General features: G+C 37.1%; 20 protein-coding genes and 2 pseudogenes. 14 read left to right on the top strand and 8 right to left on the bottom strand.

Annotated features, from left to right (window positions below; all coding sequences use genetic code 11):
• Positions 1-90: 90 nt before the first annotated feature.
• The 6 genes from LBYS11_RS06280 (at position 91) to LBYS11_RS06255 (ending at position 5,784) form a co-directional block, all read left to right on the top strand.
• Positions 91-819 (top strand): ABC transporter ATP-binding protein, encoded by a 729-nt coding sequence (locus LBYS11_RS06280; RefSeq protein ID WP_048391206.1) that lies wholly within the window; start codon positions 91-93, stop codon positions 817-819.
• Entirely contained in the window at positions 816-1,832 is a 1,017-nt protein-coding gene (locus LBYS11_RS06275; RefSeq protein ID WP_103117669.1) for an ABC transporter permease, read from the top strand. The genes LBYS11_RS06280 and LBYS11_RS06275 overlap by 4 nt, the downstream gene beginning before the upstream one ends.
• Before the next feature lie 158 nt (positions 1,833-1,990).
• The gene (locus LBYS11_RS06270; protein ID WP_103117668.1) at positions 1,991-2,863 is read left to right on the top strand and encodes an ABC transporter ATP-binding protein; all 873 of its coding nucleotides are present in this window, start codon (positions 1,991-1,993) and stop codon (positions 2,861-2,863) included.
• An 18-nt stretch (positions 2,864-2,881) separates the two neighbouring features.
• Entirely contained in the window at positions 2,882-3,580 is a 699-nt protein-coding gene (locus tag LBYS11_RS06265; protein WP_048391214.1) for a hypothetical protein, read from the top strand.
• A 32-nt stretch (positions 3,581-3,612) separates the two neighbouring features.
• Complete coding sequence (locus tag LBYS11_RS06260) at positions 3,613-4,332, top strand: response regulator transcription factor (protein WP_103117667.1); 720 nt, start codon at positions 3,613-3,615, stop codon at positions 4,330-4,332.
• Between the two features lie 27 nt (positions 4,333-4,359).
• Complete coding sequence (locus LBYS11_RS06255; RefSeq protein WP_233732503.1) at positions 4,360-5,784, top strand: sensor histidine kinase; 1,425 nt, start codon at positions 4,360-4,362, stop codon at positions 5,782-5,784.
• Between the two features lie 13 nt (positions 5,785-5,797).
• On the opposite strand, the gene LBYS11_RS06250 is transcribed toward LBYS11_RS06255, so the two are convergent.
• Entirely contained in the window at positions 5,798-6,556 is a 759-nt protein-coding gene (locus LBYS11_RS06250) for a DUF4184 family protein (protein ID WP_103117665.1), read from the bottom strand.
• Positions 6,557-6,715: 159 nt separating this feature from the next.
• Between LBYS11_RS06250 and LBYS11_RS06245 the strand changes: the two are divergent.
• Both LBYS11_RS06245 and LBYS11_RS06240 read left to right on the top strand, forming a co-directional pair.
• A pseudogene (locus LBYS11_RS06245) lies at positions 6,716-7,473 on the top strand (ABC transporter ATP-binding protein).
• A 3-nt stretch (positions 7,474-7,476) separates the two neighbouring features.
• On the top strand, positions 7,477-9,861 hold the full coding sequence (locus LBYS11_RS06240) for an ABC transporter permease (protein ID WP_103117664.1): 2,385 nt from the start codon (positions 7,477-7,479) through the stop codon (positions 9,859-9,861).
• 39 nt (positions 9,862-9,900) lie between these two features.
• Here LBYS11_RS06240 and LBYS11_RS06235 read toward each other — a convergent pair whose 3' ends face one another.
• Positions 9,901-10,350 (bottom strand): 2-thiouracil desulfurase family protein, encoded by a 450-nt coding sequence (locus tag LBYS11_RS06235; protein WP_103117663.1) that lies wholly within the window; start codon positions 10,348-10,350, stop codon positions 9,901-9,903.
• 84 nt (positions 10,351-10,434) lie between these two features.
• Here LBYS11_RS06235 and LBYS11_RS06230 point away from each other — a divergent pair, with 84 nt between their 5' ends.
• Positions 10,435-10,980, top strand: coding sequence for a GrpB family protein (locus LBYS11_RS06230; protein WP_103117662.1), 546 nt, complete (start codon positions 10,435-10,437; stop codon positions 10,978-10,980).
• Positions 10,981-10,998: 18 nt separating this feature from the next.
• A complete protein-coding gene (locus LBYS11_RS06225) occupies positions 10,999-11,484 on the top strand; it encodes an NUDIX hydrolase (RefSeq protein ID WP_048391232.1) in 486 nt (161 codons plus the stop codon).
• Between the two features lie 48 nt (positions 11,485-11,532).
• Here the strand turns inward: LBYS11_RS06225 and LBYS11_RS06220 are convergent, their stop codons facing one another.
• The 3 genes from LBYS11_RS06220 to LBYS11_RS06210 all read right to left on the bottom strand — a co-directional run bounded on the left by LBYS11_RS06220 (position 11,533) and on the right by LBYS11_RS06210 (position 14,171).
• A complete protein-coding gene (locus LBYS11_RS06220; protein WP_103117661.1) occupies positions 11,533-12,048 on the bottom strand; it encodes a DUF6886 family protein in 516 nt (171 codons plus the stop codon).
• A gap of 13 nt (positions 12,049-12,061) precedes the next feature.
• The gene (locus tag LBYS11_RS06215; RefSeq protein WP_103117660.1) at positions 12,062-12,802 is read right to left on the bottom strand and encodes a class I SAM-dependent methyltransferase; all 741 of its coding nucleotides are present in this window, start codon (positions 12,800-12,802) and stop codon (positions 12,062-12,064) included.
• 184 nt (positions 12,803-12,986) lie between these two features.
• Positions 12,987-14,171: a YbfB/YjiJ family MFS transporter gene (locus tag LBYS11_RS06210; RefSeq protein ID WP_103117659.1), complete on the bottom strand. Its 1,185-nt coding sequence runs from the start codon at positions 14,169-14,171 to the stop codon at positions 12,987-12,989.
• A gap of 116 nt (positions 14,172-14,287) precedes the next feature.
• Between LBYS11_RS06210 and LBYS11_RS06205 the strand changes: the two genes are divergently transcribed.
• The 4 genes and pseudogenes from LBYS11_RS06205 (at position 14,288) to solA (ending at position 19,383) form a co-directional block, all read left to right on the top strand.
• Entirely contained in the window at positions 14,288-15,178 is an 891-nt protein-coding gene (locus LBYS11_RS06205) for a LysR family transcriptional regulator (protein ID WP_054550626.1), read from the top strand.
• A 194-nt stretch (positions 15,179-15,372) separates the two neighbouring features.
• Positions 15,373-16,740 (top strand): guanine deaminase, encoded by a 1,368-nt coding sequence (gene guaD / locus LBYS11_RS06200; RefSeq protein WP_103117658.1) that lies wholly within the window; start codon positions 15,373-15,375, stop codon positions 16,738-16,740.
• Between the two features lie 51 nt (positions 16,741-16,791).
• Positions 16,792-18,140: pseudogene (locus LBYS11_RS06195) on the top strand (uracil-xanthine permease family protein).
• Positions 18,141-18,267: 127 nt separating this feature from the next.
• On the top strand, positions 18,268-19,383 hold the full coding sequence (gene solA / locus LBYS11_RS06190; RefSeq protein ID WP_103117657.1) for an N-methyl-L-tryptophan oxidase: 1,116 nt from the start codon (positions 18,268-18,270) through the stop codon (positions 19,381-19,383).
• 42 nt (positions 19,384-19,425) lie between these two features.
• Here solA and LBYS11_RS06185 read toward each other — a convergent pair whose 3' ends face one another.
• From LBYS11_RS06185 to ribD, 3 genes are read right to left on the bottom strand one after another with little or no spacing between them, the layout of a single operon-like run.
• Complete coding sequence (locus LBYS11_RS06185; RefSeq protein ID WP_066036621.1) at positions 19,426-19,989, bottom strand: 5' nucleotidase, NT5C type; 564 nt, start codon at positions 19,987-19,989, stop codon at positions 19,426-19,428.
• Between the two features lie 16 nt (positions 19,990-20,005).
• Positions 20,006-21,091 (bottom strand): FAD-dependent monooxygenase, encoded by a 1,086-nt coding sequence (locus LBYS11_RS06180; RefSeq protein WP_066036620.1) that lies wholly within the window; start codon positions 21,089-21,091, stop codon positions 20,006-20,008.
• The gene (gene ribD / locus LBYS11_RS06175) at positions 21,088-22,200 is read right to left on the bottom strand and encodes a bifunctional diaminohydroxyphosphoribosylaminopyrimidine deaminase/5-amino-6-(5-phosphoribosylamino)uracil reductase RibD (RefSeq protein WP_082148121.1); all 1,113 of its coding nucleotides are present in this window, start codon (positions 22,198-22,200) and stop codon (positions 21,088-21,090) included. The genes LBYS11_RS06180 and ribD overlap by 4 nt, the downstream gene beginning before the upstream one ends.
• Positions 22,201-22,215: the final 15 nt, after the last annotated feature.

Genomic DNA, 22,215 nt, shown 5'->3' with positions numbered 1-22,215 from the left:
TGCTGATAAACTGTTGATTGTATTTGCTCACATGCTACAGTAAAATTTTTATCAAATCAACATTGTGTTCAGTGAAGGAGTGAGGACCATATGGGCAACCAGGCAATCTCTATTAAGTCTCTCGAAAAACGATTTCAACATAAGCAAGTTATTGCCCCCCTTTCTTTGGATGTTCCTAAGGGACAGTTAATGGGCTTACTCGGTCCGTCAGGCTGTGGTAAAACAACACTAATCAAAATGATTATGGGCATGCTGAAACCTGATAGTGGTACTATTCAAGTATTAGATTTGAATGTTCCTCATAAACAATTATTAAATGACATTGGCTATATGGCACAATCAGATGCACTTTATACAGATTTAACGGGAGAAGAAAATCTACATTTTTTTGCAAAGCTTTATTCACTATCTAAAGCGGAACGAATAGAAAGAGTAGCCTATGCAGCAAGCCTCGTTCGTTTAACAGATGACTTACGACTAAAAGTAGAAAATTATTCGGGGGGAATGAAACGTCGATTATCTCTTGCTATTGCCCTTATTCAAAATCCTAAACTACTCATTTTGGATGAACCAACGGTGGGGATAGATCCTGTCTTAAAAAAGGAAATTTGGCAAGAACTGATTCGTTTAAAAGATCAGGAACAAAAAACCATTTTAGTGACGACGCATGCGATGGATGAAGCGGAAAGATGTGATCAATTGGCCATGCTGAGAAGTGGACATATTATTGCACAGGGTACCCCACAAGAGTTAAAAGAACATTATCAAGCAAAAGACTTTGATGAGGTGTTTGTAAAAGCTGGAGGTGACGTTCAATGAGAATAAGTGCTATCATCACAAGAATCATCCAACAAATGAAAAGAGATAGACGGACACTTGCTTTATTATTTTTAGCCCCACTTCTTGTCTTGTCCTTAATGTATTTTATTTTCAATAGTAATGAGGCTTCCGTCACACTTGTGGTCTCTAATGCGCCCGCCCCATTGATCGACAAATTAAAAGAGACTGATTTTACCATTATCGTGGACAATGATTTTTCAAAAAAACAGCTACAAGATAAAGAGTATAATGGTTGGCTAGCAGTAGAGCAAAATGTTAGTAAGTTAACTTTATTAAATGATGATCCTTCTCTGGCAAAGGCTTTAACGATGCAACTTGCTCAAATCTTACAGCCTACACAAGCCTCTATAGGCAGTATGAAAACGGACTATGTTTATGGTGATCAGGATACGGCTATTTTTGATATATTTAGTCCTATGCTCATTGGCTTCTTTGTTTTTTTCTTTGTTTTTTTAATTACGGGCATTGCCTTATTAAAGGAGCGTACTTCTGGAACATTGGAGCGTTTACTAGCGACACCGATTAAACGTTCAGAAATTGTAGCAGGCTATATGGTTGGCTATGGTTTATTTGCGTTCCTGCAAACAATTATTATCGTCCTGTTTGGTATTTATGTGCTCGATATTGTCCATGTAGGCTCCATCTGGCTTGTCCTACTCATCAATATGATGGTTGCTCTTGTCTCGTTATCCTTAGGTGCGTTGCTATCTAGCTTTGCCTCTTCAGAATTTCAAATGATGCAATTTATTCCGCTTGTTATTGTTCCTCAAGTGTTCTTTTCGGGTATTTTCCCGCTGGATAGTATGGCGGAATGGCTTCAAAACATTGGGCGTATCATGCCTCTATACTATGCTGCGGACGCATTGAATGGTGTGATGTATAAAGGTTATTCACTTTCTGATATTATAGTGAATCTCAGCATTCTTGCTTGTTTTGCCATTGTTTTCATTACGTTAAATATTATCAGTTTAAAAAAATATCGTTCGTTGTAATCAATCCTTAAAAGTTCTGCTATTTAAAAAGCAGAGCTTTTTTATGTAATTGAAATAACTAAAAACAGGAAATATAACCAATTTAATTGAAGTGAATGGTCGATTTTCATTATAATTATTTTATGGAGAAGAATTATCCAAAATAAAGGTGTGTGAAGATGACTACTATTTTGGAAATACAAAACATCTGTAAACAATACAATGGGAAAAAAATTTTAGAGAATGTATCGTTTTCAATTGCGTCCAATCAAATCATTGCTCTAGTAGGGAAAAATGGTTCTGGAAAAAGTACTTTACTCAAGATTATTGCAGCATTCATTAAACCAGACAGTGGTTCTATTGTGAAGCATAAAACGTCTTTAAAAGTTGGCTATGTACCAGAAACAACTCCTTCTCATATTTTATTTACGCCTCAAGAATATCTTTATCACATGGGCTGTATAAGAGGTATGGCTAAAAAGCAGCTTTTGCAGAAGATAGAAGAATTACTTGATATGTTTCAACTAAAAGAGGAAAAAGATACAAGGATTGTCCATTTCTCTAAAGGGATGAAGCAAAAGGTGATGATTATGCAGGCGATGCTAGAAGAAACTGATCTACTGATAATGGATGAACCATTGTCAGGACTTGATGCCAAGGCACAAAATGATTTCGAACAAATCTTAGCTAGAGTAAGAAGCAAAGGACTCAGTATCCTCTTAACCTGTCATGAAACCAAATTACTCGAAAACCTTGTAGACTCCGTTTTACTTATTCAAGAGAATACGATCATTCAGATAGAGGGTTTCGATCGCAATCCAACGCATCGATTAATTTTTGAGATTGCTAGCCTGTCATTACTCGATGAAATCATACCTTCTATGGAGATTCAACAAAAACAACTTCTAGTGAATGGACATTATGAAATAGTGACGATTGTTCCAGCAAAGGATTCAGATGAAATTTTACTGAAATTATTACAACACAATGCTTCAATTAAATATTTAGCTACTGTCCACTACAAAAAAGAACAATTCTCTTCTCATTTTTGAAAGGAGGAATCGAAAAAGATGAGCAGTTTAGTACGTTATCAATTGATAAATTATTTAAGAACCTATCAATACGTTCCACCTTTTACAATCTTCATTCTATGTCTTATCGTTAATTATACTTTTGTGCCTAATCCAATATTAGATAGTTATTCATTTACATCTCTTGTGCTCTTTTTTTTAATGGGCTGGTTTACTGTTACATTATTTCATGCTGAAGATGAAGGACAAAAAATGATTACTACCCTTCATACGAGAAAAACAATAGACTACAATTTAGGGATATTCATCATTTGTGGGCTGCTTGCCTTTAGCCTAAGCTGTGTTTCTGTCATCTATCCAATCCTAATAGAGGCATTTTTTGAGAAGCCCAAACTATTACATATTTTACTAGGTTTCTTATCTCATTTTAGTTTATCGTTACTTGCCATTGCACTCACTGCTTTATTTACTAGGGAACTCGTGAAAAATAGGCGAAATACGTGGTGGGGTGTAATAGGCATCCTTATTATTTCTGTCGTGATCGCTACTTTAAAAGATTCTATTCTAACTGGACTTCTTTGGTTACTTCCTCCTCTTCATTTTTCATTAGAAATGATGAGTGTGGGCGATCAAATTGAAGTTATACCCAACGTTTTTTATTGGCAATACACATGGATTATAATTTATGCATTCCTTATCATTGTTTTGTTTTTTTTCCTAGTCAACCGAAGAAAATGATTTAGACATCTTACTAAGGAGAGATAGTATGTATGAGCAACGGGAACATCAAAGTACTAATTGTTGAAGACGAAAATGATATAGCTAATATTATAAGGGACTACTTAAGTGTTAATCAGTTCGATTCACATATTGTTCGAACAGGTCATGAAGCAATCCATTATTTGCAAGAATCTAAACCTGAATTCATTATCCTTGATCTTTCTCTACCCGATTGTGATGGCATTGAAATATGTCGTAAAATCCGTGAAAATAGCAATGTTGCCATTCTTATTTTAAGTGCTCGAGGAAGTGATACAGATAAAGTACTGGGATTAGGTTTTGGAGCAGATGATTATATGACAAAACCGTTCTCTCTAAGTGAACTTGTCGCAAGAATTAACGCTCATTTACGAAGACAGGATAGATGGCTTCAGCATAATGGACGGCATATGGGAGGAGATGTCATTCACATAGATAATATGGTCATAAATAAACAGGAATATATTTTTTTACGTGATAGCAAGCCAATACCGCTGTCAGCAAAAGAGTTTGAACTGCTATTTTTCCTAGCTAAAAATAGAAATCAAGTTTTCTCTAAAGGTCAGTTACTTGATGCCGTTTGGGGTTATGAGACCTATGGAGATGAAAATACAATTACAGTTTATATTAGAAGGCTTCGAGAAAAAATTGAAGTAAGCCCTTCTCATCCTGTTTATCTTCAAACGGTTTGGGGAGTCGGTTATAAATTCAGTACACCCAATCACTCATAGGAGAATCAAATGTACCTAAAAAATTGGATGAATAAGTGGTTATGGACCCTATTAATCTGTGTTGTATTATTGTTTATCGTTGTCCTTTCACTATACTTTGCAACAGAGACCTCTCAAGAAGAATCACAAGATAAATATGTTATTAATCAAATTCGTTTATCAGTAAATCCATTATTATTGTACATAGAAGATCATTTTCCAAATTTCGCATTAGATTCAGCTGTACGTAGCACGCTACAACAAATGAGTGATGACAAGAATATTGATATTACAGTAGTTCAACTAGATGGAACAGTAAGTTACACTTCAATTAAGAATGATGTTTCAACTACTATTCATATTAAACATGATATACATTATGATTTATTTACCTCACAACAAGAGCCTGGAAAGATTAATATAACCTTTCCGATTATGAATGGAGAAAGCAATGAACAGATAGGTAATGCTATTTTTTCCCTGAACAAAGACATTCTCTTTCCTTTAAAACAGACTAATTCCAACTCGATTCTTTTATTAGTCTTTATTGGCTTCTTGAGCCTTTTGATCATTTGCCTTGCCCTATTCATAGTAAGGAAAGTTCATAAAGATATTTTAAAGCCTTTAGATGAGCTAAAGGACAACACAGAGGAAATTGTAAAAGGAAATTACGAACAAATTACCATCCACTCGAAAATGGATGAGATTGGTGAATTGTATGCAGTATTTGATCAAATGCGATTAGAGATTAAACAGTTAGCCATCCAGCACAATGAACAAGAGCAAACTCAAAAGAAGCTCATTTCTAATATATCTCATGAAGTGAGAACTCCCTTAACCACAATCAAAGCATATTTAGACGCTATTTCAGAGGGTATTTGTCGAGATGAAGATTCGCTTATGGCCTATATTCAAATCATGCAGTCTAATACAGATAAGATGTCGAGGCTAGTTGATGATTTATTTATTCATACCTTAAAGGAGCTTGGTCATATCCCGATCCATTTAAAAGAACAATATAGCCAAGACGTTCTTACAAACATTCTGAAACCAATTCAATATTATGTCCAAACAACAAATATTCATTTTATAAGACCTACTAGTATTCCGAATGTCCTTATTCTAGTAGATGCTGATCGACTAGAGCAGGTGATCTCCAACCTTATTACCAATGCGTTAAAACATTCTTCTCATGAAGATACCATCACCATTACTACCTATATCGAAAATCAATCACTCTATATCCAAGTAATAGATACTGGTAATGGAATGCTTCCCGAAGATATGCCTTTTATTTTTGAACGTTACTTTAGAGGTCGGCAGCCTGGAAGTGAATCAGTCATTAAAAATGAAGGAGCAGGACTTGGCCTATCCATTTGTCAGCATATTATGGAAGCGCACCATGGGTCCATTTCATTTCATAGTAAGCCTAATGAAGGCACTACCTTTACACTTATACTCCCCATCTCGTAAAAAGACTCCCGTTTTAGGAAGTCTTTTTTTCTTTCAACGTTCTTTTCTTATATGCTAAAAAGAAAGAAAGGGTAAGTATACTACCAAAAAATGAATCGATAATACGGACAACCCATATTCCATAACTTCTTAAAGGAATGCCGTTAATAAGCTGCCATAGACATACATATCCGAGCGTTAAAACAGCTAGTAAACTCCAAAAGATGCGTTTTTTCCGTGGCGATATAGCTGGTATTTTTTTATCTTTGCTTAAAGTTGCTCTGTAATATACATATCCAAAGATTAACACAATGCCAAACAAGGTACTCCCGTGTTGTAGAAATTTATAAATCGGTATTTGATAGCCAAAGAAAGTATATGTTTGAGTAAGAACTCGAAGTTTTGTCACCATAAGCCCATTTTGATGTGTAAATGAATCCCATATGACATGTGTTAACATACCCAGCAATGCAGAGTAGCCAAAAACAAATACTTTCCATATGTTATTTCCTGCAATTTGATGGCTTTCTGTAGCTTGTAAAAACTCTGGTAAATGGCTCATGATTGGCTGTTGGATAAACCGTTGATAAATCAAATAGATGAAAAGAACGAGTGGCAGATTGAATAAAAAGAACCCTACAAAGGTATGACCAATCTCCCCTATTGGCCGACCTCTTAAATAATATTCAAAATCTGGAGCCATACTTCCTAAAACTAATGCAGAAAAATGAATATATTTACTTTTTCGAGAAAAAGGTAAGACTGCCGCTGGATGAGCAAATGTTAAGGGCATATCTCAAACCTCCTTATTTATTTCATCTATTAAATCGCATATTATAACGTTTACTATTAAGAAAGGTTACTCTGTCTGTAAGAATTTATTAATAATTTCATAAGGACTTACTAATAATTACATATTACACTAAAGAAAATGAGTTAAGGAGGCCTTATCATGGAAAAAGAGATACTGATTCGAGCCCAAAATTTATGTAAAACCTATTCAACCGGCAGCGAACAATTCCATGCTATTAAGAATATGAATGTCGACATTTATAAAGGGGATTTCACCGTTTTTATGGGGAATTCTGGTTCTGGTAAATCAACGCTTCTTTATCTTTTAAGTGGGCTTGATGCCCTTACAGCAGGTGAAGTTTATTTTCAGGGAGAAAAACTTGATACCTTTTCTGAACGAAAGTTAGCTACTTTGCGTTCACAGAAGGTTGGCTATATCTATCAAAGTAGCAATCTCATTCCAGATATGACGCTACTAGAGAATATTGCTCTTCCTGGATACATCGCGAAAAAAATAAAAAGGAAGTCATACAAAAAGCGGAGCAACTACTAAGTTTAATGGGACTTGAAAAGCAACGAAATCGATTACCCTCTCAAACATCAGGTGGACAGCAACAAAGAGCTGCCATTGCTAGAGCGTTGGTCAACAATCCTGAAGTGTTATTTGCAGATGAACCTACTGGTAGTTTAAATTTTGATCAAGGTGTAGCAGTATTAGATACCTTAACGAATTTAAATAGAAATGGGCAATCCATTGTCATGATTACACATGATATGAAGGCAGCTTGTCGTGCGAATCGTCTAATCATCATTCAGGATGGAAAAATAGATGGGATCTTAAACTTTGAAAAATATGAACATACCAGCATACAAGAACGGGAACACATTATCTTTTCTTATGTTGCCGGGAAGGAGTAAAAAATGTACGCGATTATAACCATTTGCTCTTCCTATATAAGAAAACGGAAAATACAAAATGGACTGATGGTTGTCCTTATTTTTTTATCAACACTTTTACTGGCGACTTCTGTCACTATACTGACCAATACAAACAATATTTTTGAAAAAGCCCATCATGATTCAAATGGTGCCCATCAAATTTTAACAATGGGTAACAATATTCATAACCCGATTGCTGTAAACGAATGGTGGCAGGAGCAACCAGGCGTGACTACTTCTAGTCTCATACCCTATAGAAATTTATCTAGATTTACCTTCAATGGGAAAGAAATATCCAATATCTATTTATTTATGATGAATACGCCAAATACACCGTTTATGATTGATCAATTACTATTTTCTGAGGGTGAAAAGCAACTCTCTCCTCCTAAGGGTACCATTTGGATTCCCACATCATTGGCATCAAGCGCTACCATTTCGCTCGGTGATGCAATTGAATTTCATACAGGTGAGAGCACGTTTAATTTAACAGTGTCAGGTATTGTGGTTGATATGCCATACGGAGGCCCTTTTACAACAAATGCTCGTATCTGGATGAACAATACTGATTATCAACAGCATTTAGCAACCATGACAGGTTCTGATCAGTACATGATGGCATTACGCTTTAATGACTATCAGCAAAACACCAATTATTGGGGTGATTTTGAAAAGTATCTGCAGGGACCTTATCTTGAATCTAAAATGGAATATGAAGAAATAGCTTCTTTTTATTTGATCATTAATAAAATCATTGGCTTTATTATGATCGCCTTTGGTATAGCTATGCTTTTGGTTTCCTTGTTTGTTATTGGTTTTAGCATTTCCGATGCCATTTTAACGAATTACAGAACAATAGGCGTTATAAAATCATTGGGTCTTTCTTCTCGAGAGATAAGTATCACTTACGTATTACAATTCGGATTGTTATCTGCTGTCGCGATTATACCTGGCATCATCATTAGTAAATTCCTTTCCAGAATAATTATAGAAAGCTCCTTATCATATATGAAGGCAGGAAATCATTTAACCATACATCAAGATACTCTATTTAACATAGTGATTGCTCTCATCTTATTTGGCATCGTGCTACTCACTGCCTATTTCTACTCACACAAGGCGCGAAATGTAGAGCCTGTTCAGGCCATCAAATATGGGATGTCAGAAAGTGCAAATAGTAAAATGAATCGGCGCAGAAACAGCTCGAATAGATTATTTCGATTAAGCAGTCTACCGATTCAACTTCAAATTGGTCTTAAAAGTATCACAAAAAACATAAAAAGTTCCATTCTTGTTATTGCACTTACTTCCATTACGTCTGCCATACTAGTCTTTAGTGTAGTCATATTAAATAGCTTTATTTCCATCAAAGAAACATCTCCTTCATGGGGATATGATGCCTCACATGTAGTAGTAACTGTATCTAATAAAGAAACTTTTACAAAACAACAATTTGAAGATTTTTTAATGGCTGATGAACGGGTTAAAGATCATGCATGGCTTGATCAATTCACAGGCATACTTCCTAATGACAGCAATCCCCCATTAAATATTAATGTCAATGTGATTGAGGGTAGCTTTGATGCCGCTGGCTATGTGACAATGTCTGGCCGTAATCCAATCAGTAAGAACGAAATCGCGATTGGACTCAATGTCGCTCGCGCTTTAAATAAAAATTTAGGCGATATTGTAGAAGTTTATCTTGAGGGGAAACCGCATTTTCTTATTGTGACCGGAATCTATCAATCGATAGCAAATATGTCGAATTCAGCAAGGATTACAGCAGAGGTTATTAAAGTTTATAATACTACCTACACTACTTCAGAAGTAAGTATGATTAATCTTTTAGATGAAACAGTCGCTACGCCATTCGTTGAGGATTTAAATACGCACTTTAAAAGTTCAGTATCAGCTGTCACACAACAGCTATTATTAGATGCCGTCTTTAAAGAAGTCGTGGCCGTTTTAGTCATTCCCCTTTCAATCGTTGGTATTTTATTTATCATCGTAACCTGCATCATTATTTTTAGTGTATCACGAATTAATGTTAGAAAAGAAAGTAGCACGTATGGCATTTATAAATCGATTGGAATGACCTCTACAAATATTAGATGGTCGATTACAATCGGTATTTTAATTCTATCCATAATAGGTGCATTAGCAGGAATCTTTATCGGGATAAAATTAATTCCTCTTGCACTTCAGTCAATTATTTTAGATTATGGCTTACTCGAACTACCGCTTGTTATAAACTGGCCAACAAGTATCGGTATAAGCTTTGTAAGTGTAATAGCTGCCATTTTTGGCGGCTGGATTTCGACCAAAATAATTGCTAAAACGTCGCCTCGCATATTAATTGTTGAATAAATAAATTTGGCCCCTACTAGTTTAGGGGCCTCTCTTTAATCATTCAAAAAAATTCTCTTCAGATAGCACGACGATATTGTTTCTTCGAAGCAATGCCGTAGTTACTCCTTCGCCAGCTAATTTTGTTCCAATAAACGCACCGTTATAAATCTTTGCACTGCCACAGGATGGGCTATATTCCTTTAAAATGACATGAGTTGCCCCTACCTCAAGTGCTTTTTGTAAGGCTGCATAGGCTCCCTTCAGATATAAATCTGTGACATCTCGTCCAGAACTTTCAACCACTGTTGCGTTGCCATCAAGTACATCTTGTCCATTGCCACCTACAATTTCAGCCGGTTCGCGGGGCGTTGAAAAGCCTCCCATCAGCTCTGGGCAAACCGTGACAGCTTTATTTTCTAACACAAGCTTTTGTATTTTTTTATCTAGACTGTTTGTGCCATTATAACGAACATTTAAACCTGCTAAGCAAGCACTTATTAAAATCATCTTTTTCACACTCCCTCTACTATCTTTATTCCACTATAACACGCGTGCTACAATAATTTTATGAAGACCAAGGGAGGAGATAAAATGCTTGATCCTATTTTGATTTTACCTTATACAGATGAATGGGCTAAGGAATTTCATAGCATAGGCTGTCAATTACGGGAGGTCTTAGGAAACATAGCGCTGAGAATTGATCATATTGGCTCAACTGCTGTAACAGGGCTAGCAGCAAAGCCTGTAATTGATATACAAATATCCGTCGCATCGTTTACACCATTGGCAGCATTTAAAGCTCCATTAGAATCTCTAGGTTTTAGTTATCGAGCAGAAAATCCAGACAAGTCTAAACGCTATTTTCGAGAGGCTCCTAGAGATAGACGGGTACATATTCATGTTCGACAGGCTGGTAGTTGGGCAGAGCAGCTAGCCTTATTATTTCGAGATTTTTTGCGCCGTCATCCAGATTACTGTCGTCGCTATGAGCAGGTAAAATATGAATTGGCTAAGAAATACCAATATAATCGTCAACTTTATACAAAATCTAAAGAATCGATCATATGGGAAATTTTAAAACAAGCAAATCATTGGAGTCAGCAGACTGCCTGGTCTCCTGCCAATTCAGATAACTAAAGAAAAGGAGGAACAAACTTGGCTGAATTTACAATCTGTTTTCTGAAGAAGGGAGATTATATCCTTTTATTGAATAGAGATAAGCCTCAGTGGATGGGCGCATGGAATGGTGTTGGTGGCAAAATTGAACAGGATGAAACACCATTAGCTGGTGCCTTACGAGAAATTAAAGAAGAAACAGGCATCACGGTTGAGGATATTACCTATAAGGGTAAAATAACCTGGACAGATGGGGTTGTTAACTATGGCTGTATGTATGCGTTTATAGCGGAACTACCTGAATCTTTTCCATATGTAACACCGATAAAGGTTGCTGAGGGCATTCTTGATTGGAAGGAGCTTACTTGGATTTTACACCCTGAAAATGTAGGTATTGCGGACTTAAAATATTATTTACCTAAGATGCTCAATGAAACAGCAAACTATGATTATATTTTTACATATCAAGATAAGAAATTAGTCAATATCTCTTCAGCACCAATTGAACAAACATCGACTGTCTAATAATAAATAAGCCTCGTCCATGCAATAGGTGCATAACGAGGCTTGTTTTTAGAATCTTGGTTGTGCAAAGCGCATTCTGCACATGGACCAATTTAAGCTTGTAGTTTGGATTTTATCATGTATTTCCCATAAGCTATCCACGATTTGCAATTCAACATTGCGCTCCAATAATGCTTTAGCTATATCATTGATCTCTGAGACATGGATGGGCATTTGTGTTATTTCACTCGTATAATAGCCCGCAATATCATCCTGTAAAGTGAATCCATTACTATCAAACTCATATAGGTAAAGACTTGTAGTTTTCAATACTTCCCACCACTTGTTTTCTATGACTACTACATGTGAAGCTTGATGTAGATATTGCTGTCTGTCCTGCTCTGTTGTTTGATCTCCTGCATGAAAGCAGACACGCGGACAATCTCTTGGCGTTAAATAGTTTGGCAGGCATCTTTCGTTGATTGCCCATACTAGCCCTTTTTTGGCATCTAAATCTGGTCGCTCAGGCAGTCGAGGATGAAAAATCATAATAGTAGGGTCTTCACTGACATGAAATAAACGCATCGGTACTTCTCCTTTATTTCTTTAATTTAAAAACAATAAAATCTGCACAATGCAAATCTTCCGCAAATTGAGGGTACTTCTTTAGCATGTCTTGTGATGGCTTGGGCTCTACAATAGTCTCAATAGTAAATCCAGCTTGCCTAATTGCTTGCACATAGCTTGTTAATGTTCGGTGGTATAGAACTATTGGTGGGTCAGCATCTAGCTGGTGATACTCCCCTTCATAAAAATAACGTTGGACTTTCCAATACTGTTGATCTAGCTGCTCATGTCTCATCCATCCACTATTTGGTGTCACAAAGCATGGATGTAAAATCGAAAAAATAAAAGTGCGATTAGGTTTTAATAATCGAAACATCTCACATAGAGCAGCCTGATAATCCTCTAAATCTTGGAGAACCATATTTGAAACAATACCATCAAATTGTTCATCTGCTAAAAAGGATAAATTTTCACAATTCCCGTGTAAAAATTGAATAGCTTCCTGCTGTGGTGTTCTTTCCATAGCAATGTCTAGCATTTTTTGTGAAAAATCAACAGCTGTTACTCTTGCACCCTTCTTTACCAGTAATCTGCTTAAATAGCCTTCTCCACATCCTGCATCTAATAGATGGTTTCCATCTACCTCACCTAGCAAAGAAAAGATAGTGGGATTTAACAGTACGACACGATGAATATCCCCCTGCTCATCGTAGTTTGCTGTATACCTTTCCGCATATCGATTCCAGCGTTGAATAGCTTGTTCTGTGTTCATTTACAGTCCCCATTTCAAAGTAAAATCGTAACGTTACGTCCTGTGTGCACTTGTCTATTTTTCCATATAAAGAAAAAATATATAGACTTTTATTTTATTTTTTAATATCATGTAGATAGAGGCACGGCTTCTTTAAGTAAATGATAAAGCCAGAAATCCAAATAGGATCTCTGGCTTTTATGCGTTATATAGAAATTGTATGTTCAGCAACAGCTTCTTTTTTTACAGTTAGCCATCTACCAATTACCATAACGAGCAATGCAAGAAACACTATGACACCAGCAAATATAAGTGCTGCTTTATAGCTACTATAAACTTCAACCAGTTTTCCTGCGATAATCGGTCCGATAATTTGTCCAAAAGCATAAAAGGTTGTTAATAAAGAAACAACGAATCCGCTCTTTGTCGGGAATAGCTGTCGTGCATAGGAAGTAGTTAGCGTGACAATTCCTACAAAGGTTAGACCGAATAAAAAAGATGCTAATAAAACGCTCCATACCGTTTGTGCAAAAACAGGTAACAGGATACCAACCACTTGCAGTATGTATGCCACAAACAAAATTTTTATAGCTGAAAACTTCTCTAATAAGACCGTCCAAACAGGAGCTGATGGAATAGCCGCGAGCCCCACAATGACCCAGCTATAGGAAGAGTAAGCTTGAAGAGAAGGAATATTATGAATAATATCGACTAAAAAAGTACCTGTAATAATATAGCCTAACCCCTCTAAACCATAGGATAAAATCAGCCATGGCATAAAACCCTTTGTCATTTTTGTATCAAGAGATTTCGTAACTTTTGTGATGTCCTGCACCACTAAACTTCTCCATAAATAAGAGGTAATAAATAAAAAAATCGCTGATAAAATTCCTAAGCCTAACCATGCACCCTGCCAAGCAAATCTTGCTTCTATAGCAGGTACACATAAACCTGAAATAGCAATCCCTAAGCCTATACCACTAAATACATAGCCAGACCATCGTGATAATGAATGCTTCGCCAAGTAATCCATAATAATACTCGATGTTAACACAAAAATAAGGCCCCCTGTAATGCCCGCAATTAAACGCAGAACTAGCCAAACACTATACACTTCTATTAAGCCCATTAATATAACAGATAGGACATTGGTAACAACACTTGCCATTAAAACATTTTTACGTTGACGATAAATGAACCCTGCCCATAATGCGCCAATGAAATAACCAATATAATTGCTTGAAGCTAAAAAACCAGCCACTTCCAATGAAAACCCTACATCATGACGCATAAAGGGTAGAATCGGTGTGAAGGCAAATCGACTAATCCCCATAGCAACAACTAATAATAAAATTCCTCCAAAGACAATTCCTATATGTTGTCGATTCATGATGAACCCCCTCTCATATATTCTACTGTAATTAAAAGGATACAGAGCGCAAATTAATAAATCTAATATATAATGTATATAAAAGCATAAAAAAAATTTATGAAAGGTGTAACGACATGAATTTACATGCTCTACGTTTATTTACAAAGGTGGCTGAACTCAATAGTGTTTCCAAAGCGGCACAGACACTTATGATAAGTCAGCCTGCTGTAACCATTCAAATTCGAAATTTAGAGAAAGAACTAGGCTTGACACTGCTAGAAGCCAAAGGTAGGGGCATTTCGCTAACACAAAATGGTACTTTTTTATACAAACAGGCACAGCGCTTATTTGATCTAGAAACTGATATTGAAAATAAAGTTGAACAGCTTAAAAATACGGGCAATGAAGAACTGCAAATTGCCTCCACGCATGTTCCCTCCCATTTTTTACTACCTAAATGGTTAGCTCAATTTAAACAAGTTTATCCAGCAACACATATTCATTTAAAGACCGCCAATTCCCAGCAAGTGATTGAGGATTTACTCCATTATAAAGCTGATTTAGCTTTTATCGTCAAAGAAGATGGACATCATGCTGATATTAATTATCAATTTCTAATGAATTTGGATTATTGGTTTATTGTGCCGTACAATCATCATCTGGCAGGTCAAACAGTATCGCTTGCAGAACTTATGCAGCAGCCCTTCGTCACAAGGGAGGATGGTAGTTCCACAAAAGAATACTTAAATGCCCTATGTAAAGTGCATAAAATTCCTCCACCGAAAGTAGGTTTACAACTAGACGGGATTAATGAATCCATACATGCCATTGCGGCAGGTTTTGGTACAATGCTAGCACCATCCATAGCAGCTTCTAGCTTTATTCTACAGCAGCAAGTTGCCCGCGTTTTTATTAAGGACATTGATATCCAACGACCGATTTACCTTTGTACAAGAAAAAATGAATTGCATCACTCCACATCCTTTAATAATTTTCTTCACATCATCAATGAATCGATCATATAGAAAGAAGGCACTCTCAAATAGATGCCTTCTTTTATTATCTATCAACGCTTGTCAAAGCTGTAAAAATGTAGTTAAAAAGGTGCATGCATTTCTTTAGTCATTATATTAATATTCGTTTTTTTGTAGACTTAATAGTTTTTATAGCCTATAATAATCCGTGTTATTATCAATAAACGAACATTAAGGTGGTTTTTATGTCTGAATATACGCGTATTTTCAAAGGAACAGCTTTTACTAGTAAATCTGCTACTGACGTTCACATTTTAAAGGATTATTTATTTTTCATTAATGCTGACGGTATGATTGTTAAAACTATCGCTCCCGAACAACCTGATTACCAACAACTATTAATTACATATCAAGATCAAAATAACTTCCATGCATTAGCTGAAGGCCAATATTTCCTACCGGGATTTGTCGATTTGCATGTACATGCACCTCAATGGGCACAATCTGGGACAGCTTTAGACATTCCTCTTTACGATTGGTTAAACACCTATACTTTCCCTATCGAATCAAAATTCTCCGATTTAGTATTTGCTCAAGAAGTTTATGAGGATTTAGTAAGCACACTACTTGCCAATGGTACAACTACATCATTATATTTTGCGACGGTCCATAAGGAGGCCAGTGTACTTTTAGCGAAAATCTGTGCTGAAAAGGGACAACGAGGATTAGTCGGAAAAGTGGTCATGGACGATCCTGAACAGAATCCTGATTTTTATCGAGATGAAAACACAAAAACCGCATTAGAGGATACGGAGGAATTTATTTTAGCTGTAAAAAATTTAGCCAAAACGACTAAACAGGGTGTTTACCCCGTTGTCACTCCTCGCTTTATTCCAAGCTGTACAGACGGTGCCTTAAAGGGCTTAGGTGAATTAGCTGCGAAGTATGATACACATATCCAATCACACTGTAGTGAAAGTGACTGGGAGCACAGCTACGTTAAAGAACGATTCAACAAAAATGATGCCGTCGCTTTACATAATTTTGGTTTGTTAGGTGAAAAATCTGTCATGGCTCATTGTAATTTCTTAAGCGATGAGGATGCCAGATTATTTGCTGAAACTGGCACTGCCATAGGTCATTGTCCAATCTCTAATGCCTATTTTGCTAACAGCGTGATTCCAATCGCCCGCTTTCATGCAATGGGCGTTGATATTGGACTAGGTTCAGATGTTTCAGGCGGATTTTCTCCAAGTCTTTTTGATAATGCAAGACAAGCTGTTATGTCATCGAGAATGCTAGAGGATGGTGTAGATACAACCATTTCCGCCGAAAAGCGTGGTATCCCAAATTCACGCATTACAATAAATGAGGCCTTCTATCTAGCGACAGCTGGTGGTGGAGAAAGCTTAAGTCTTCCAATTGGCCGTTTACAGGAAAACTATACATGGGATGTACAAATTATCGATACAAAAATTCCTACTGCTAGGCTTCCGATTTTTGATCCAAATGAAGATTTACACGATATATTCCAAAAAATCATGTATCTTGTACGCCCAGAAAATATCCGCGAGGTATGGGTGCAAGGAAATAAAGTTCATACGAGAGGCTAATCATTCTCTTATTCTCTAATAAAAATCTATCATTTTGAGGTGGACAACTTCGTGGAAACACAACATAGAAAACTAACTAATCAAACAAAACAAACACAATTAACCGTGTTACCAGATGAAAAAATTTCGTTCGGTCAGTCTGCTCTACTCGGTTTACAGCATGTTATGGCTATGGATGTTTATGTGGTGCCCTTTTAATTGCCATGCTAATCGGTCTACAAACTGGTCAGGCAAGCGCCTTGATTCAATCAACCTTTATTGCAGCTGGGGTCGCGACGATTGTGCAAACACATTTTTGTATGAAATTACCGATGGCACAAGGTCCATCCTATGTTCCACTTGGTGCCATTGTTGGGATCTATGCAGCAAGTGGTAGTGGTGATTTAGGTTGGAGTACTGTGCTAGGTGCTAGTTTAATTGGAGCCATTTTGGTTATTATTTTAGGCTATACAGGTATGTTCAATAAAATTGTCCAAACATTTATTCCACCAATTGTTGGTGGAACGATTATCTTTGTGGTTGGATTGTCCTTAATGCCTGTTGGTTTAAGTGATAATATTTTTAATGGTGCAGGCGCATCCATAAATCAAAACATTTATTTAGCACTTATCTCAGCATTCGTATTAATTATTTGTGTCATGTTAGGCACAGTCTTCCATCAAAAAGGACGTCTATTCCGAATTGCTTCTGTCATCATCGCCTTAATTGCTGGTAGTATTGCAGCAAATATCATGGGTGTTTTAGATTTATCTCCTGTATCGCAAGCCAAATGGTTTAGCATGCCACAACTTCCATTTGCAGATTTTAGTTTTAGCTTTAATTTTTCTGCTATTATCACAATGGTCATTATATATATTGTCTTAATGGCTGAAACAACAGGAACATGGTTTGCCATTAGCAATGTCATCGACCAACCTTTAACAAATAAACAAATTAACCGTGGTGTTATTGGTGAAGGAATTGGCTGCTTTATTGCTTCTTTACTTGGCTCCACTCCTGTGACAGGTTATTCAACAAATGCAGGTGTTATCTCTATTACTGGGATTGCGAGCCGTCGTGTCTTTATAGCAGCAGGTATTTGGTTTATCGTCTTCGGCTTCTCTGGTAAATTAGCAGCACTCATCTCAGCAATTCCTTCAGCTGTTATTGGTGGTGTATTTGTGATCGTCTGCGGCATAATAGCCATTAGTGGTTTACAGGTCATGAAAAATGAACATATTGGTGAAAAGGAAATGTATGTCATCGCGATTCCTGTTATTTTAACGTTAGCATTGACATTATTGCCTGATGATTTCCTGTATTCCTTACCTACAACCGTGCAGTATTTATTTGGTTCGCCTATTGCAACCGCTGCGCTCGTAGCGATTTTCCTTAATAAAATTTTACCAAGCTCAAAATAGTAGCTATCTACAACGCACAGCATCTCTAGTCCATTCGGATTCCAGGTGCTGTGTCTATTTATTTTCTAAAAATTCTGTTTCCTTCCCTATAAATCTGTTATACTAGAGTAAAAAAGTAGGGATTAAAATGGACTATGATGTCATAATAGTTGGTGCTGGCTCCATGGGGATGGCGGCTGGTTACTTTTTAGCAAAGGAAGGAAAAAATGTACTTATGCTAGATGCCTTTACTCCACCCCATGAAGAAGGTAGTCATCATGGGGATACAAGAATCATTCGCTTTGCCTATGGTGAAGGAGCTAGCTATGTACCTTTTGTAAAAAGAGCTGGCGAGCTTTGGCAAGAGCTAGAGTCTTTAGCAAATGAAAGCTTATTTTTACAAACTGGTGTAGTTAATATTGGAGAGCCAACATGTGCCTTCATTCAAAATGTGAAGGCTAGTGCTGCGCTCTATAATTTAGCGCTTGAACACTATTCACCTGCTGAAGCAATGAACAAATGGCCAGGGTTATTCTTGCCAAAAAATTTAGTTGCTTGCTTTGAACCTACTGCTGGTGTACTTCGTGTTGAAGCATGTATTCACGCCTATAAAAAATTAGCCTTGGAGGCGGGTGCAAGCCTCCGAACAAATGAAAAAGTATTGGCTATACAAGCTGGTGATATTGTACAGGTACAAACAGTACATAATAGCTATAAAGCAAAGCAATTAATAGTAACGGCGGGTGCATGGGCAACAGAATTATTACAAACAGTAGATGTGAGCATACCCGTCACACCAACGCGGAAAACCTTTGCATGGTTTGAGGCAGATGAGCAGCTGTATCGTGATGAAGTTTTTCCTGCCTATTGCTTTGAATTTGCCGATTCAACCTACTACGGCTTTCCAAGTATTGATGGAGCGGGGTTAAAACTTGGACGACACGATGGTGGTGATGTGGTTAATCCAAACGACCCTCTACGTCCGTTTGATGCGTCTGATGCTGTTGACTTACAAAACTTCATTGATCAGTTTATGCCTCAGCATGGAACGCTTAAATACGGAAAAACATGTAAGTATTCGATGACACCAGATGAAGATTTCATCATCGACTTTTTACCTGAACATCAGAATATTGTGATTGCTGCAGGTTTTTCTGGTCATGGCTTTAAATTTAGTAGTGCCGTTGGAGAAGCTCTTGCAGATTTAATTATAGAAGGCAAAAGTAAACAAGATTTATCTACCTTTAAACTTAGTCGATTTTAGCAAAAAAGGATTGGTACAACGGTTAGTCGTTGCACCAATCCTTTATTTTGTTAACATCGTTTGAAACTCTTGCCAATCATATAAACGTGGAAGATTTACATGCTGGTTATAAGATTGATTCTTTAAGATTACCTTAGTTGTCACATCATGAAGTGTCTCAAGTACTGCTGGTTTATCATCTACATAAATATCTAAAGCAAGCTCTTTTATAATGGCTACCTTTTCTGCATCTTGCATGCCACAAAAAAAATGACCGTCTGTTATTGGAAAGCCCTGTGCCTCCATCCAAGCTTTTGTTTGCGCACAATATTGCTTTGGACGAGATGTAATATAGTAAATGTCATGTCCCTGCTCTGCTAAAGCTTGGAGGGCTTTTAAAGCACCATCAAAAGATGGACAGTCCGTAAAATAGATCTCTTCCAATGCGCTATTCCACAAGGCAGTTCCTTCCTCATCTGTTAATCCAAATGGTTCATGAATTTCTACTCGTTGTATCGCTTGAAAGGTTTCAAAGGAAACCTTTTTGCCAAGCTTTTTATTATAAAGTGAAAAGGCATGTGCTCGTAAATCAATTAATGTGTCATCTATATCAAAGCCAAACTTCATCTAGTTGTTCGTCCTTTCACGAAGCCTTGTTTATAAAGTTAGAAGCAAATGTCTGTTCTTTTTCAATTTGTTTTGCTAATACTTCCTCAATGGCTTGCTTACGCATTTGTTGAAAATATTGTACGTTAAATTGTGCTAGTGTGTCTTTATTTAGCAATGATGCAAGACAATCTGCATCTTTTAGTGCACTATTCAGCCCAAAAGCGCCTGTTGGTGTCATTGTATGAACAGCGTCCCCTAGCAAGACAAGGCCCTTTGTCCCCCAACTATTACAATGGCTACTAAAGACATCAAGCAAAACAAAATCCTGCCAGGAAGTTATCTGTGCCTGCACTGTCTTCGTTAATTCTGGAAATGCCTCCACAAGCTGCTGGATAAAGGGTGTAAATGCTAGTTTTCGAAGCTGAGGGAAACTACCTTGCTCAATATTCCAGCCTATTTGAAGATAACCACCAACTTGTGTAAACAATGACAGCTGCTTATTATCGATGAGTGCCATTTTTATGGATGGTTCCCAATCAGCTGGCGCAGGAATTTTAGCCCACAGTAAATCAAAGCCATGCTTCTGTTTCTGAACATCAATATGTGCTTGCTTACGAATAGTAGAATAACGACCATCTGCACCGATAATTAACTGACTATCGATTTGTATAGGGTCTCCGTTTTTTATCGCCATAACGCCTCTATAATGACCAGTAGCATCCGCGATCAGCTTTGTTACCTTTGTATGTAGCAAGCATGTAAAGTTAGGGAACAGCTGTGCTTTTTGTAAAATTCCTTTTAATAAATTTGCCTGTGGTACATGAATGCCTAAATGTCCTATTGCTTCATCTGGAAGAATTGTTTTAAATGCTCTGCCACCAGCATAATACTCAAGTTTCTCCATTCGTAATATACCGAGTGCCTCGACTGCTTCGAAAAGATGGTGGCTTTTTAAAACAGCCTCCCCTTCCTCATTTAAATGCTCGCCACGAAATGCCTGACCAAGTGCTACATTTTGCTCTAATAAAATCACTGACAGCCCTTTTTTAGCAAGTAGGTAGGATAACAATGCACCAGCAGGACCTGCCCCTACTATACAGACATCTGCTTGATAGTTCACTTTTTTTCACCCTGCTTTGGATAGGCAATAATACGCAAATCCTCGCCTATTTTATCAAATGATGCAAACTCAACATTCCATGCCTCATGCATGAGAGAGGGATTATAGCCAGCAAACGGCGTTAACGATAGATTTCCACCCAAAACTTTAGGTGCTATATATACTACATATTTATCGATTGCACCTTGCTGTAAAAAGGAAGCATTCATTTTACTTCCACCTTCTAGCAAAATATCTGTTATGCCGTGTATATAAAGCTTTTCAAGCATCTCATCAATCTGTAATCCATATTCATTTTTTTGTACGGGTAAAACTGTAACACCTTTTTCTGTAAATAAATGAATTTTTTCTTGGCTTACGTCGTCACTACAAACAAGAATCGTTGGTGCATCCTCTGTATTCAAGACATTTGCATTGTCAGGTGTACGTAGAGAACTATCCATAATAATACGTGTTGGGTTTTTTCCATATCCTTCTTTTAGTCTTGTTGTTAAAGAAGGATTATCAGCAATGACTGTACCCACGCCAACTAAAATTCCATCTACTTCATGACGAATATGGTGAACATCCTCACGTGCACCCTCTCCAGTTACCCATTTTGAATGTCCTGTATGCGTAGCAATTTTCCCATCTAGAGTCATAGCAAATTTTGAAATAACAAAAGGACGATGCGTAAGCATATTGTGAATAAAACGCTCATTTAAACGGCGCGCTTGTTGCTCTAAAACCCCCACTTCCACCATTATTCCAGCATCTTGTAGCAATTGGATGCCACGACCTGCTACTGCTGGATTTGGATCTTGCATAGCAATTACCACTCGACTGACACCAGATTCCTTCACTAAATTGGCACAAGGAGGTGTCTTACCATAATGTGAACAAGGCTCTAACGTTACATATAACGTAGCACCCAGTGCATGCTCTCCAGCCATTCGAAAAGCATGCACTTCAGCATGTGGTTCCCCTGCTTTTCTGTGTAAACCTGTACCTACAATCACACCGTTCTTCACGATTACAGCCCCAACAAGTGGATTAGGGTTCGTATTTCCTTTAGCACTAGCTGCTAAATCCAAAGCCAGTTGCATATACTTTTCATCTACATTCATCATCATCGCAACCTCCAC

The sequence above is a fragment of the Lysinibacillus sp. YS11 genome (assembly GCF_002896375.1).
Lineage (GTDB): Bacteria > Bacillota > Bacilli > Bacillales_A > Planococcaceae > Lysinibacillus > Lysinibacillus capsici.
This window is presented reverse-complemented; position numbering and strand designations above follow the sequence as displayed.